Origin of the sequence: Erythrobacter insulae, from assembly GCF_007004095.1 — a bacterium.
Taxonomy (GTDB): domain Bacteria; phylum Pseudomonadota; class Alphaproteobacteria; order Sphingomonadales; family Sphingomonadaceae; genus Erythrobacter; species Erythrobacter insulae.
Map to the genome: position 1 here is coordinate 1,004,089 of NZ_VHJK01000001.1, position 13,182 is coordinate 1,017,270.

At 57.4% G+C, this 13,182-nt stretch carries 14 protein-coding genes; 6 read left to right on the forward strand and 8 right to left on the reverse strand.

The genetic code is table 11. The features are described from left to right. The first annotated feature begins 196 nt into the window (after positions 1 to 196). The 5 genes from FGU71_RS04765 to FGU71_RS04785 all read left to right on the forward strand — a co-directional run bounded on the left by FGU71_RS04765 (position 197) and on the right by FGU71_RS04785 (position 2,967). Positions 197 to 946: a hypothetical protein gene (locus FGU71_RS04765; protein ID WP_142787495.1), complete on the forward strand. Its 750-nt coding sequence runs from the start codon at positions 197 to 199 to the stop codon at positions 944 to 946. 114 nt (positions 947 to 1,060) lie between these two features. Then, positions 1,061 to 1,783, forward strand: a complete 723-nt coding sequence (phbB, locus tag FGU71_RS04770) for an acetoacetyl-CoA reductase (protein WP_142787496.1) — start codon at positions 1,061 to 1,063, stop codon at positions 1,781 to 1,783. A gap of 108 nt (positions 1,784 to 1,891) precedes the next feature. Beyond that, positions 1,892 to 2,221, forward strand: coding sequence for a RidA family protein (locus tag FGU71_RS04775; protein ID WP_234035643.1), 330 nt, complete (start codon positions 1,892 to 1,894; stop codon positions 2,219 to 2,221). Positions 2,222 to 2,277: 56 nt separating this feature from the next. After that, positions 2,278 to 2,493, forward strand: a complete 216-nt coding sequence (locus FGU71_RS04780) for a TIGR03643 family protein (protein WP_142787497.1) — start codon at positions 2,278 to 2,280, stop codon at positions 2,491 to 2,493. Positions 2,494 to 2,730: 237 nt separating this feature from the next. Then, a complete protein-coding gene (locus FGU71_RS04785; protein WP_142787498.1) occupies positions 2,731 to 2,967 on the forward strand; it encodes a ribbon-helix-helix domain-containing protein in 237 nt (78 codons plus the stop codon). On the opposite strand, the gene murA is transcribed toward FGU71_RS04785, so the two are convergent. Beyond that, entirely contained in the window at positions 2,964 to 4,247 is a 1,284-nt protein-coding gene (gene murA / locus FGU71_RS04790) for a UDP-N-acetylglucosamine 1-carboxyvinyltransferase (protein WP_142787499.1), read from the reverse strand. The genes FGU71_RS04785 and murA overlap by 4 nt on opposite strands. Positions 4,248 to 4,375: 128 nt before the next feature. Here murA and FGU71_RS04795 point away from each other — a divergent pair, with 128 nt between their 5' ends. Further along, a complete protein-coding gene (locus FGU71_RS04795; RefSeq protein WP_142787500.1) occupies positions 4,376 to 5,257 on the forward strand; it encodes a UTP--glucose-1-phosphate uridylyltransferase in 882 nt (293 codons plus the stop codon). An 83-nt stretch (positions 5,258 to 5,340) separates the two neighbouring features. Here the strand turns inward: FGU71_RS04795 and FGU71_RS04800 are convergent, their stop codons facing one another. From FGU71_RS04800 to FGU71_RS04830, 7 genes are all read right to left on the reverse strand, one after another. Beyond that, positions 5,341 to 7,098: a flotillin family protein gene (locus FGU71_RS04800; RefSeq protein ID WP_142787501.1), complete on the reverse strand. Its 1,758-nt coding sequence runs from the start codon at positions 7,096 to 7,098 to the stop codon at positions 5,341 to 5,343. A 24-nt stretch (positions 7,099 to 7,122) separates the two neighbouring features. Beyond that, positions 7,123 to 7,764 (reverse strand): OB-fold-containig protein, encoded by a 642-nt coding sequence (locus FGU71_RS04805; RefSeq protein ID WP_142787502.1) that lies wholly within the window; start codon positions 7,762 to 7,764, stop codon positions 7,123 to 7,125. Positions 7,765 to 7,959: 195 nt separating this feature from the next. After that, positions 7,960 to 9,252 (reverse strand): cytochrome P450, encoded by a 1,293-nt coding sequence (locus FGU71_RS04810; protein ID WP_142787503.1) that lies wholly within the window; start codon positions 9,250 to 9,252, stop codon positions 7,960 to 7,962. Between the two features lie 3 nt (positions 9,253 to 9,255). Continuing rightward, positions 9,256 to 10,794: an acyl-CoA synthetase gene (locus tag FGU71_RS04815; RefSeq protein ID WP_142787504.1), complete on the reverse strand. Its 1,539-nt coding sequence runs from the start codon at positions 10,792 to 10,794 to the stop codon at positions 9,256 to 9,258. Between the two features lie 211 nt (positions 10,795 to 11,005). Then, positions 11,006 to 11,725, reverse strand: a complete 720-nt coding sequence (locus tag FGU71_RS04820; RefSeq protein WP_142787505.1) for a M23 family metallopeptidase — start codon at positions 11,723 to 11,725, stop codon at positions 11,006 to 11,008. Positions 11,726 to 11,902: 177 nt separating this feature from the next. Continuing rightward, positions 11,903 to 12,694, reverse strand: a complete 792-nt coding sequence (locus FGU71_RS04825; protein ID WP_142787506.1) for a ferritin-like domain-containing protein — start codon at positions 12,692 to 12,694, stop codon at positions 11,903 to 11,905. A 10-nt stretch (positions 12,695 to 12,704) separates the two neighbouring features. Beyond that, positions 12,705 to 13,178 (reverse strand): peroxiredoxin, encoded by a 474-nt coding sequence (locus FGU71_RS04830; RefSeq protein WP_142787507.1) that lies wholly within the window; start codon positions 13,176 to 13,178, stop codon positions 12,705 to 12,707. Positions 13,179 to 13,182: the final 4 nt, after the last annotated feature.

The window sequence follows — 13,182 nt, forward strand, 5'->3', positions numbered from 1 at the left end:
CACACTTCGCGCAGATAGAGTCACAAACGGTGTGGAAAAGATTGCGTCAAGCGCTGTCATAATTCTATCAATGATGCGTCGGGCCGAGTCTTTGGACGCGCTCATCAAACGTTCAGACGCTTGATGCATTGTATGCGCTGCAAGAGAATCGATTGGATCTGCACCAGATCCGGCTTTGGAAGGGGCGAAGAGTATCATGGCACGCGGGGCGGACATCAAAGCAGGAAAGCAGCGCAAGCTGCCATTGCTTGGTGTGGCTGGCGCGTTGATGCTCGCTCTTCCAACGGCCAGCCTTGCGGTTGTCGGCTTTAGCCCTTCCGCCGCTGTCAGCGATGACGCGTTTGGAATCTTCACTCCGTCGTCAGTTGATCCTGATCTTGCCGCCCGCGTCGCTGATAAAGCGCGCGAAAAAGGCATCCGGTTTACGCCTGCTGGTTCCAATCCGGTTCTGCGCAACAAGACCGTGACGGTCGCTGTTCGGGTGGACAACGAAACTGCCAGCGCAGTTTCGGTTCGCTCGGCTATTGATGCAGCGCCCGGTGCTGGCAAATCGCTGGCCGCGCTCCAATCCAGCCGTTTCAACCTTGGCACCGCGCGCGGTTATCAAAGTTTCGCACGTCAGGTTGAACTGCCCAGCAATGTGCGCAACCTGAGCCTGCCGGATCTGACAGAATTCGAACCTGCGAAGCCGCGGGCCGTGACCAAACCAAGCCGTCTGCAACCGCGGATTGAGCTGGAAGACGAAGCGATCGCCGGTCGTTCGCCGAACACTCTTGATGCGCTTGGGTCGCAAACGGTGGATGTTGGCGGCAGTTTCAGCCTTTCACCAAACCTCGATGTGACCGCCGGTGTCCGATATTCTCAAGAGCGCGAGCGCCTCGACCCGCTGACCAATTCGGTTCAGGATAGTCAGGCCGTGTATGTCGGTACGCAGCTTAAATTCTGATCTGGCAATACCGGACGAAAACGTATGCAAGACCCCGCTTCGGCGGGGTTTTTCTTTGCCTTACGTAGCGTCAGGTATAGGCTCTGCAGAATCACAAACGGAGAAGGATACAATATGAATCGCGTAGCCCTAGTGACCGGAGGAACCCGCGGTATTGGCCGCGCGATTTGCGAACAGTTGAAAGCAGACGGCTTCAATGTCGTCGCCAATTACGCGGGCAATGATGCCGCCGCACAGCAATTTTCCGAAGAAACAGGCATCCCCGTTTATAAATTCGATGTCGGCGATCACGCAGCCACACAAGCGGGCTGTGACCAGATCGCGGCTGAAATCGGACCGATCGAAGTGGTCGTCAACAATGCCGGCATCACGCGCGATGGCACTTTGCACAAGATGAGCTTTGACGATTGGAATGATGTGATGCGCATCAATCTGGGCGGGTGTTTCAATACATCCAAAGCCTGTTTCCCCGGCATGCGCGAACGCGGTTGGGGCCGGATCGTAAATATCGGTTCGATTAACGGGCAGGCGGGACAATATGGCCAAGTGAATTATGCCGCTGCAAAATCGGGGATTCACGGCTTTACCAAAGCTCTCGCTCAGGAAGGCGCGCGCGCAGGCGTGACCGTTAATGCCATCGCGCCGGGTTATATCGACACCGATATGGTCGCTGCCGTGCCGCAGGGTGTGCTCGACAAAATCATCGCCGGGATACCAGTTGGACGGTTGGGCCAGGCAGAAGAAATCGCGCGCGGGGTCAGCTTTCTCTGCTCGGAAGATGCCGGCTTTGTCACCGGATCGACCATGAGCATCAACGGCGGTCAGCATATGTATTGAGCAAGGCTGCGATCACGCAGTTTGCCTCGGGGGGAGAGTATCATCGAAAAGTCAGTCCATAATCCGACACCTTGGCTGCAACATTTCGGCCTTAATCATGCGGTCGAAGTGCAAGGCGGCCAGAGAACGCTTTACCTATCTGGACAAACCGCATCTGACGCCGATGGCGCGCTTTTGCATGCGGGCGATATGGTGGCCCAATACACGTCGGCATGGCAGAATATGCTCGATGCGCTTGCGGCGGCGGGCATGGGGCCAGAAAACCTTGTCCGGCTGAACTTTTACACGACTGATGTCCCGAAATTCATGGAAATGGCCGACCAGATTATGCCGCTTCATGTCGAAGCCGGGGCTCAGATTGTCAGCACATTGCTCGGCGTTCAGACACTCTACGATCCCGATGCCATGATCGAAATCGAAGGGACGGCTGTCGCCTGATCATGTGTTTGGTGCGCCGCGCCGGAACATGCGCGGCGTTTGCCCATTGATGTTGCATGGCAACACCGTCTGAACTCACCGAGCCTGAAACCAGCGCGATCATCGAAATGGCGCTGAGCGATCATGTGGCCTTTGCCGAAATCGAAGCGCAATTTGGCTTGGCAGAGAAACAGGTCAAAGTGCTTATGCGCGATAACCTGAAACCTTCAAGCTACCGCACCTGGCGTAAGCGCGTGCGCGAATTTTCTGACCGGCGCGAACATTACAAATAGCCGGCTTGAGCGGGTCATCCGTTTTCCTACATGGCTTTGCCGCGGTAGGGGGCAAGACTGCTCTTTGAAATCGTGATCATGGCCGGCGCAGGCCAATATGGCGCGGCGACGTTGGACATTTGTCATGCGTGTCCTACACAGCATTTATCATGCAATTCAGCGGCTTGGCATGTAGGCACCGGATGACAACCACGGCAATGTGTCATGCCTTCCCAACATCTGTTATTCCAAACCATCATGCCCTCACCGCTTTACCATCCGCCCGTAAAACGCTCTGTCGAAATCGCCGGGCACAAGACCAGCATATCGCTTGAGCCGGTGTTCTGGGACATGCTGCGCAAGGCAGCTGACGACGAAGACGTTCCGATCAACGCCATCGTAGCGCGGATTGATGGTGAGCGGATACAGGCGGAAACACCGCCCGGCTTGGCCAGCGCGCTGCGGGTGTGGCTCGTCAGCCGAACCGCGCCTTAATCGTCGCCAACGCGCTCGATATCGGCGCCGACCAGCTGAAGTTTTTCCTCTAGCCGTTCATACCCGCGATCAAGGTGGTAGATACGGCGGACCTGTGTTTCGCCCTCTGCCGCAAGCGCCGCGATAATCAGGCTCATCGAGGCGCGCAGATCGGTCGCCATCACTTCTGCGCCGGTCAGATCGACCGGGCCTTTTACAATCGCGGTGCGGCCCTCGGTCGCGATATCGGCGCCCATCCGGGTCAATTCGGGCACGTGCATGAACCGGTTTTCAAAGATCGTTTCTTTCAAAACGCTGGTGCCATTCGCTTTGGACAGCAGGCTCATCAATTGGGCCTGCATATCGGTGGCGAGACCGGGAAACGGAGCGGTCGTCAGATCGGTTGGCTTAAGCGGCGCATTGGCGGCGACACGCACTCCTTTGGCGTCTTCCTCCACCTCAAGCCCGATGGCGCGCAGTGCGGCGAGTGTGGAGCTCATATCATGCGCGTTTGCCCCTTCGAGCCGGACATCACCGCCGGTAATCGCGGCGGCGCAGGCATAAGAGCCCGCTTCGATCCGGTCCGGCATGACCTTATACGTCGCGCCGTTCAGCCGTTTAACACCATGGATGGTCAGGTCCGAGCTGCCGATCCCTTCAATTTCCGCGCCCATCGCGACCAGCAAATTGCAAAGATCGACAATCTCCGGCTCACGCGCGGCGTTGAACAATCGGGATGTGCCATTGGCCAAAACCGCGGCCATCAAAGCATTCTCTGTCGCGCCAACCGACACAACGGGAAAGTCAAAATCGCCGCCCGGTAAACCGCCATCAGGAGCGATCGCTTTGACATAGCCCTGCGTCAGCTCGATTTGCGCACCAAACGCTTCAAGCGCTTTCAAATGCAGATCAATAGGACGGTTACCGATCGCGCAGCCGCCCGGCATCGAAACGGTTGCTTCGCCCATCCGTGCGAGCATAGGGCCCAGCACCAGAATTGAAGCACGCATTTTGCGGACCAGATCATACGGTGCCACGCTGGATGTGATGCGCGTCCCTTCGAGCGTCATGACCCGTCCAAAATCCTCTGGCCGTGTCCCTTGGATGGCCGTGGTGATGCCGAACTGGTTCATCAGGTGCTGAAACCCGTCAATATCTGCCAGCCGTGGAAGATTGCGCAGGGTCAGCGGTTCTTCTGTAAGAATCGCACACGGAATCAGAGTGAGCGCCGCGTTTTTGGCGCCGGAGATGGGAATCGTGCCCGAAAGGCGATTGCCGCCGCGAATGATAAGTTTGTCCATGGATCTACCCTTTAGAGTTTTTCGCGCGCCGCGCAAACGCCGCGGCGCTCTGGACCGGCGACGTCGTATCTTTGCAACGTTAAGGTTCCGGTTGACGGGAACTTCGTCAACGCCGTAACCCGATTACCATGACCAAACAAAGACCAATCAAGAAAGCCGTTTTCCCCGTTGCGGGGCTCGGCACACGCTTCCTTCCGGCCACCAAAGCGATCCCAAAGGAATTGCTGCCCATCGTTGATCGCCCGCTCATTCAATACGCGGTCGATGAAGCGCGCGAGGCGGGGATCGAGCAAATGATCTTTGTCACCGGCCGCGGGAAAACCGCCATCGTCGAACATTTCGATGTCGCTTATGAGCTGGAAGACACAATGACCCAGCGCAGCAAGGATCTGAGCGTGCTCGACGCGACGCGCGCAACGCCGGGCGATATCATCACCGTACGTCAACAGGTGCCCATGGGTCTGGGTCATGCGATCTGGTGCGCGCGGGCGATTGTGGGTGATGAACCGTTTGCGATTTTCCTTCCCGATGAATTGATGGTTGGGAAAAAGGGCGGTTCTGGCTGCATGAAACAAATGGTCGAGGCCTATAATGAGGTTGGCGGCAATCTCATCAGCGTCTTGGAAGTGCCCATGGAGGAAGTCTCCAGCTACGGCGTGATCGCGCCCGGTGCAGAGAACGGTGCGCTGACCGAAGTGATCGGGCTGGTTGAGAAGCCACCCGTCGCCGAGGCCCCTTCGAACAAAATCGTTTCCGGTCGATATATCCTTCAACCTGAGGTCATGCGCACGCTTGAAACCCAAGGCAAAGGCGCCGGCGGAGAGATTCAATTGACCGACGCGATGGCCAAGATGATCGGTACCCAGCCGTTCCACGCGGTGACCTTTGACGGCAATCGCTATGATTGCGGGAGCAAGGTTGGCTTTGTCGAAGCCACGCTGGCCTTGGCCCTAGCGCGCGAAGATATGGGCGCAGATGTTCGCGCAATTGCCGAGCGTTTGCTGAAATAGGCAGCCAAACAGACCGCGCCGCACAAACAAAAAGCCCCGGACTTGCGACCTGCAAATCCGGGGCTTTGTTTTGCGATTGTCGTTTACTCGGCGGGTTTGCCGGCTTCCGCGGTACTCTCTGAGGCAGGCTCACCGCCGATGGTGCCGGCGTCAAAGCTGATGTCAGAGCCAAGGCCGGAGAGCGCCTTTGCCGCATCCGAATCCGGATCTTCGGCAGCGGCCTGAACCAGCGACCCGAGCGAAGATCCGTTCAGGCCCAGCTCTTTCATCAATCCATCCAGAACGGGGGCCTGCGCCCGGTAAGCGAGAGCGGCGGAAACTGCATCGTTTGCCAGATTGCCCGATCCTCCGCCCGATCCGCCGCCGCTGCCACCGCCGCCGGAGCCGTTGCCGCCGCCATTCGTGAGCCCATCGACCTGCACAATCTTGATCGAGTCGATTGCTTCCATCGGCTTCGCGCTTTCGCGGATGACATCCGGCAATACTTTCAGCAACGCCAGCTTGGTCTGCAGGCTGATCTGATCCATCGAAAGGATGTTGGCTGCCTCGTTGATCGCTTCCTGTCCGGCGGCCTCCACTTCGAAGCGCACCCGGTCTGCCTCGGCACGCAGGATTTCCGCGTCCGCATCACCCTTTGCTTCCAACCGGGCCGCTTCGGCGCGGTTGGTTGCTGCGTCTTTCTCGGCCTCGGCTTCCACCTTGATACCGATGGCCTCACGCTCGGCCTGCTTGGCCGCTTCGATCAGCTCGATTTTCTTCTGACGTTCAGCAATTTCGCTTTCGCGCGCGGTCACCACGCGTTCTTCGGCTTCCACTGCTTTGGCGCGAGCCGCGTCGGCTTCAGCCTTGGCCTGGCTTTCTTCGCGCGATTTGTTCTGAACGGCGATCTGCTGTTCCTGACGCGCAATTTCCAGAGCACGGACTTGATCAATCCGGGCCTCTTCAACGGTCCGGTCGGCCTCGATCTGCTGGCTGTCGACCTGGCGCTTTGCCTCAATCCGCGCCGCATCGGCTTCGCGTTGACGCTCAGCCTGCTCGCGGGCGATTTCCGACATTTGCGACGCGCGGCGGACTTCGACTTCGCGCTCTTGGCCGAGACGGGCGTATTCGGTGTCACGGCTGATTTCGAAGCTTTTCTGATCCGCTTCGAGGTTCTTTGATTCCATCTGGACGCGGGTGTCCTGCTCGATATCGTTACGCAGTTTCTTGCGGGCTTCGATTTGCTCGGTTAGTTTGGTCAGACCCTCGGCATCAAACGCATTATTCGCATTGAAATGCTCGATGCTGGTTTGGTCGAGACCCGTCAGCGAAACCGATTCCAGTTCCAGACCGTTCATCGCCAGATCGCTTGATGAAACCTGCTGAACCTTTTGCACAAAATCGGCGCGCTGCTCGTGCAGTTCATTCATGCTCATACCTGCTGCGACCGAACGCAGCGCATCGACGAATTTGCCTTCGACAAGATCTTTGAGCATTTCCGGCTGCATCGTGCGCTGGCCCAGTGTTTGCGCAGCCATCGCGATCGCACCGGCATCGGGCCGGACACGCACATAGAATTCCGCCTTCACATCAATCCGCAGGCGGTCCAGCGTAATCAGCGCCTCGCCATCGCGGCGAACCACCGGCAGCACCAGCGTGTTCATATTGACCGGCATCGTTTCATGGAACACCGGCAGCACCAAAGCGCCGCCATTCATAACGACTTTTTCCCCGCCGACACCGGTTCGGACAAACGCGATCTCTTTCGAGGCGCGCCGGTAAAGTGTGGTCAGCATGATGAAGATGATGATGAGCAGCGCGATCCCGCCGCCAACCAACATTGCGAGTGTTAAAAGATCCATATTCCCTCCGATAATCTATTGCGTTCAGGGCTGCAGCAGCGGGCTTTCGTAGCGCACGCCGAAGAATAACTCTCCTTCGCGGCGCACCAGAAGCACCGTCTCACCCTCGGCCAGTTCCGCTTGGCTGTCATGCGGTTCGACCATAATGAAATGGGGATGCCCGAAAGCATCTTTGACTTTGGCGCGCGCCGGTGAGCCCGCACGGGACGTACCCGTCTGGATCACGGCATCGCGCCGGACGAGGCTTTGTAGCCCGACGGCTGTCGTCTCGTCCTTAGGCAGCACTTTTTCGATTGGCCTCACAGCCAGTCCGTTCAGCGGCAGCGCCGCGCCTCCGGCGAGCAAAGCGGCAAAGCCTGCTGACAAAGGCGATCCCATCAATCCCGCGATCACAGCCTGCCCGACAACGCCGGTTACCGTGAACACAAACAGCAGGCTCGACAGCCAGATCAGGAATGGCACCCGGCCAAGACCAAGTACACTGGCAACCCCATCCATAAAACCGCTTGCCTCGAGCCCGTCTGCCAGATCGGCATCCACTTCGATCTCGATATCTTCAGCGCCTTCGAAAAGGTCTCCCACGCCGATGATTTGCAACGCCGCGATGATAAACAACGCGATTAAAGAGGCGGCAAATGGCAGGTTGTACGGTTCAAGCAAAGTCATTGGATTCCGCCCGCGAAACGGGGCGCCGCAAACCTTGCGACGGAGTGTTTCCTGATTTTTCCCATGAACAGAGCATTAACATATGTTTCGCAAAAATAACAGAAGAATCGCTATATTGGTTTTATAAATACGTATGGCGAACGATTATTGCCCAATAGCAATTGTATTGTTGCGAATCGTGCTCATATGGAAATCTTAAGCTGCCGATATTCGCAGTGGAAGCGATTTTAGTCCGCCGACAAAGGTACTCTTCGCACGCGGCGCGTTTCCAACAAGCTCTACCGTCTCGATCCGGTCCAGCAGCACTTCAAACAATATCCGCATTTCAAGCCGCGCCAGATGCAGGCCAAGGCATTGATGCGCGCCGGCTCCGAATGCGAGATGGCGGTTCGGCGATCTTCCGGCATCAAAACGGCGTGGATCATCAAATTGCGCCGGATCATGATTGGCCGCGACATAATTGATCATCAGCCAGTCACCCTGCTTTAAATCCTGCCCGCCGAGCTGCGTATCCGTGGCCACCGTGCGCATAAAATGCTGCACCGGGGAGGTCCAACGGATCGCTTCTTCAACAATGCCCGCCAGCATTGTCCGGTCCGCTTTCACCTGTGCAAATTGCTCCGGGTCCTGCGCCAAGGCCAGCATTGCGCCAGCGGTAGAGGCCGAAGTCGTATCATGCCCTGCGGCCGCCAATATGATGTAATAGCCCATCATATCGCGATCATTCAGCGGCTCTCCGTCAACCATTGAATTGGCAATCGTGCTGGCGACATCGGTCGTCGGATTGGCGCGTTTGTCTGCGGTGATCCCTGCAAAATAGGCTTCGAAATCTTTCACCGCACCCGCAACCAGCTGAGTGATCTGTTCCGGCGTCATCGCAGCCATGCCTGACTGGTTGAGATCTTCGTCCTGACCGCCAAACATCTGCTGTGTCAGCATCATCATGCGCGGCTCGTCCGCTTCGGGTACCCCAAGGATCTGCATAACGACGTGGAGCGGATAGGGACCCGAAACCTGCTTTACGAAATCAATGTCAGGCCCGGCATCCAGCATCCGATCCACCGCCCGATTGGCAATGGCGCGGATTTCACTCTCTATCGTTTTCAGGTTCTTGGGCATGAACCATTCCTGGGTCAGCTTGCGATACTGCATATGAATGGGCGCATCGAAAGTGACCAGGCTGGCGACCATATGTTCGCTGCCACCGGTCATCGCTTTGGCAAAGGCGATGCCCTCGTTTAGCGAAAAGACAACGGTTTGCGGGTTGTTGAGATAGGTCGCATTGTCTTTTGAAACCTGCATCACCTCGTCATATCCGGTCACCAGCCAGAACGGGCGGTGCACATCCTCCACGCCGTTTACCCGCACAACCGGAGACTGGGACCGGATGGCGTCGAACCGGTCCAGCAAGCTATCCCAGTTTGCATAGCTTTGCGGATCAATGACCGCACGGCTGTTTTCTGGATCGAGTGCCGGGATGCTGTTCATATTCTATGCTCCGACTTTGGCTTCATATTCATCGCGCAGCTCGCGCTTGTACAATTTGCCATTGGCTTCACGCGGCAAATCAGGCCTGAAATCGAACAGCTTGGGCATCTTCATCCGTGCCAGCTGCGGGGCAAGAAATTCGCGCAGTTCATGTTCCAACGCCTCGCCCGCATCAGCCATGTCGAGCGGCTGCACCACCGCCACAACCTTCTCACCCAGATCAGGATCAGGCGCACCGATTACGGCGGCATCCATCACCTTGTCATGCGTGACCAGCAGGTTCTCGATTTCCTGAGGATAGATATTGACCCCGCCCGAAATGATCATGTGGCTTTTGCGGTCGGTCAGGAACAGAAACCCGTCTTCGTCGAGATGACCGATATCACCAAGCGTCATCCACCCTTTGGGATGCATCGCCTCTCGCGTTTTTTCCGGGTCGTTGTGGTAAGTCGGCAAAAGAGCGTTCTCGAAATAGATCAGACCGTCCTGACCCGCTGGCAGATCCTCGCCCTCGGCTCCGCAAACATGCAGCGTGCCGTAAATCGCCTTGCCGACGCTGCCGGGGTGCGTAAGCCAGTCTTCGGATTTGACCAAGGTCATTCCGATGCCCTCGCTTCCTGCGTAATACTCGTTCACGATCGGGCCCCACCATTCGATCATTTCCTGTTTGATCGGCACCGGGCAAGGAGCAGCAGCATGCAGAGCGCGTTGATGGCTAGACAGGTCATATCTGGTACGCAGCGCCGGATCGAGCTTCAGGAACCGTACAAAGTGGGTGGGGACCCACTGGCTGTCTGTAACCTTGTAATCCTGAATGGCTTTCAAAGCGGCCTCGGGCTCGAATTTCTCCATCACCACCACTGTCCCGCCGAGCCTGTGCGCGGTCGAAGCCCAGCCGATCGGGGCGGCATGATAAAGCGGCGCTGGCGAAAGATAGATCATCGAGCCATCCGCAGGCATTCCTGCCCCCATCATCGCAAGGCCCATCAAAGGATTGGGAGCAAGCGGATCGGGGTCTTCGGGCGGCGCGGGTCGAATGCCTTTCGGCCGTCCGGTCGTCCCTGACGAGTACAGCATCACCAACCCGGCGCTTTGATCCGCAATCGGATCGGCGCTTTGCGCATCCAGTTGAGCCGCAAAATCGCTTTCGTCACCCGATCCAATCGTAAGTATCGGAACATCGGGACAGGCTTCGCGAATGCCGGGCAAGATATCTTCAAAAGCCGCCGAGGTGATCAGAAATTTCGCTTCACTATCCCGCAGGATATATGCGATTTCCGGCGCGGTCAGACGCGTTGAAATCGGAACAAGCATCGTTCCAGCTCGCTGCGAGCCCCAAATTATTGTGAAAAACTCCATTCGGTTTTCCAGCAAGACCGCAAAGGCATCATTGGCGCGCAATCCGCGTGCGCGCAGCAGTTGCGCAAACCGGTTGGCGGCAGCGTCCAGCTCTCCGAAGGTCATTTGCGCGCCGCTGCCTGCCATAATCACAGCGGGATCATCAGGCCTCGTCTGGGCATGGGCGATCGGATGCAAGGTCATAATTTTCCTCTCCCTTGCGCACTGCGTTATCTGCGTGCGCGATTCACTCTCTATTTGAAACCTAACGGAGGAAAGGCACCACTCAAGTGAAATCGGAAAAAGAGTGCCGAGGCCGCGGCACACAAAAAAGGCGGCGGGTAAACCCGCCGCCCATACTCGGACATCCTCTCCAATGTCCGGCCCGCTCTGTGGCGGGCAATTTCTTAGCGGCTTACTGGCCGCCGCGGCCGGTCAACTGCGTGTCATCAGACAGAGCGACCTGCGCTTCGGTTTCTACCATATAGGGAATTGGATTGACTGCAACCCCATCAAGGCGGACTTCGTAATGGAGGTGGGGGCCGGTCGAGCGGCCAGTTGAGCCGACATAGCCGATCACGTCGCCCTTACGCACGGTATCACCAGCGGCCACTGCGAGTTTGGACATGTGCGCATAGCGCGTTTCAAGATCAGAACCATGATCGATGCTGATATAAAGCCCGTAGCTTGAGAACCAGTCGGCCCGTTCAATGATACCGTCGGCGGTAGCGTAAACCGGGGTGCCGGTGGGCGCGGCCAGATCGACACCTTTATGACGGGCGCGGCGACGCAGAACCGGGTGGTTGCGCATGCCGTATCCGCTGGTCAGCTTCGCGCCAGCCAGTGGCATGCGCGAAGGAACAGATACAACCGGCTGCTCGGTTACAGGTGAGCCTGGTCCGGCCCGATCAAGAGCGGTCCAGCTTGCGAACAGTTGGCGGAAACGCGGATCGCCCGACGCCAGACCCTCGGCTTTGCCTTCATCGATTGTCTGGGTGATATCAGCAGCTGAGCTCGCATTGCTGGCGGCGTTGGCTGAGGTATTTGCAGCGGCCGGAGCAGCGGCGATAAGAGAAGCGGCAGCGAATACGCCTGCCGCAACCTTGGAGATAGAACGCTTGAAAAGCGTATTCATACTGACCCGGTCCTTACTTTTCGGCGGTATCGCCTGCGCGCTTCATCAGCGCACTTTCAAGAATTGGAACCCCATCCGATTGCAGTCTTCATTGCTGCGTTGAGCCGGCTGGCGCTTGTCGAGATGGGCAAAACAGCCTGTCACAACTTGTAAGATCAGAGTTATCGGGCCGAAATCTTAAAGCGCAACTTCCGCGTAGAATTCGCGCGACAAACCGGCTGCAAGACGGGCTGAGTCGTTGAATGGCGGCTTAACGGAGCCTTTGAAGTAACGCTGGACCAGTGTTTTCCACAGTGATTCTGGCGGTTTTCCTTGCTTTGCGGCGCATCGCAAAAAATGCTTGGTCCCAAATCCGACATGGCGAATTTCGTCGTCAAGAATGCGGGTAAGGATTTTTACGCCGTTGTCATCGCCGGCCGCTTTCACCCGTTCCAGCGTTGCAGGCGTGACATCAAGCCCGCGCGCCTCCAGCACCATCGGAACGATTGCTAGCCGCGCTGTGACATCGTGCCGCGTTGTGTGCGCCGCTTCCCATAAACCGCCATGCGCTGGCAGCGCGCCGTAATGGCTTCCCATGCTGCGCAGCTTGCGATCCAGCAGTGCAAAATGCATCGCTTCATCTGCGGCCACATATAAAAAGTCGGCAACAAATTCCTCGCCCATCTCCGCGCCGAACCGGCCCGCCATATCCAAGGCAAGGTCAATCGCGACGAATTCGATATGCGCAAGGCTATGCCAAAGGGCGATCTGCGCTCTGGCAGATCCGAACTTGCCGCGTCTGGGCATCTGGGTGGGTGGCAGCAGCTCCGGCGCTTCGGGCCGCGCAGGATGGTCTGGCATTGTGACGTCAAACTGCCACGCCAGCTCGTCCCTTCGCCAACGCCGCGCGACGTCACGCGTCGCAAAACACTTGGCGCGCGGATCGGCTGTATTCAGCGCAGCTTCGATGGCGGATGTAAGACTTTGCACGGGCTTCGGATCAGAGCGCTTTTGCCGCGGTCAGCACATCTTCTGCGTGGCCCTTTACCTTCACCTTGTCCCAAACCTGCGCGATCTTGCCATCGGCATCCACCAGATACGTCGAACGAACCATCCCCATATAGGTTTTTCCGTACATCTGTTTTTCAGTCCAGATACCGAGCGCATCAGACAGTCCGCCTTCTTCTGCGTCAGTCGCCAGCGGCGTGGTCAGATCGTGTTTGGCAATAAAGTTCTGATGCTTCTTGGCGCTGTCTTTGCTCACGCCAAGCAGCTCGGTCCCGGTTGCTTCGAATGCGCTTTTGAGCGCGGTGAAATCCTTGGCCTCTGTGGTGCAGCCGGGCGTATTGTCTTTAGGGTAGAAAAAGACGACCAGCTTTTTGCCTTTGAAATCGGACGGTTTGACTGTGCCGCCATCGGGTGTGCCCATTTCGATATCGGGCACCGCATCGCCGGCTGCGGGGAAATCACTCATGGTT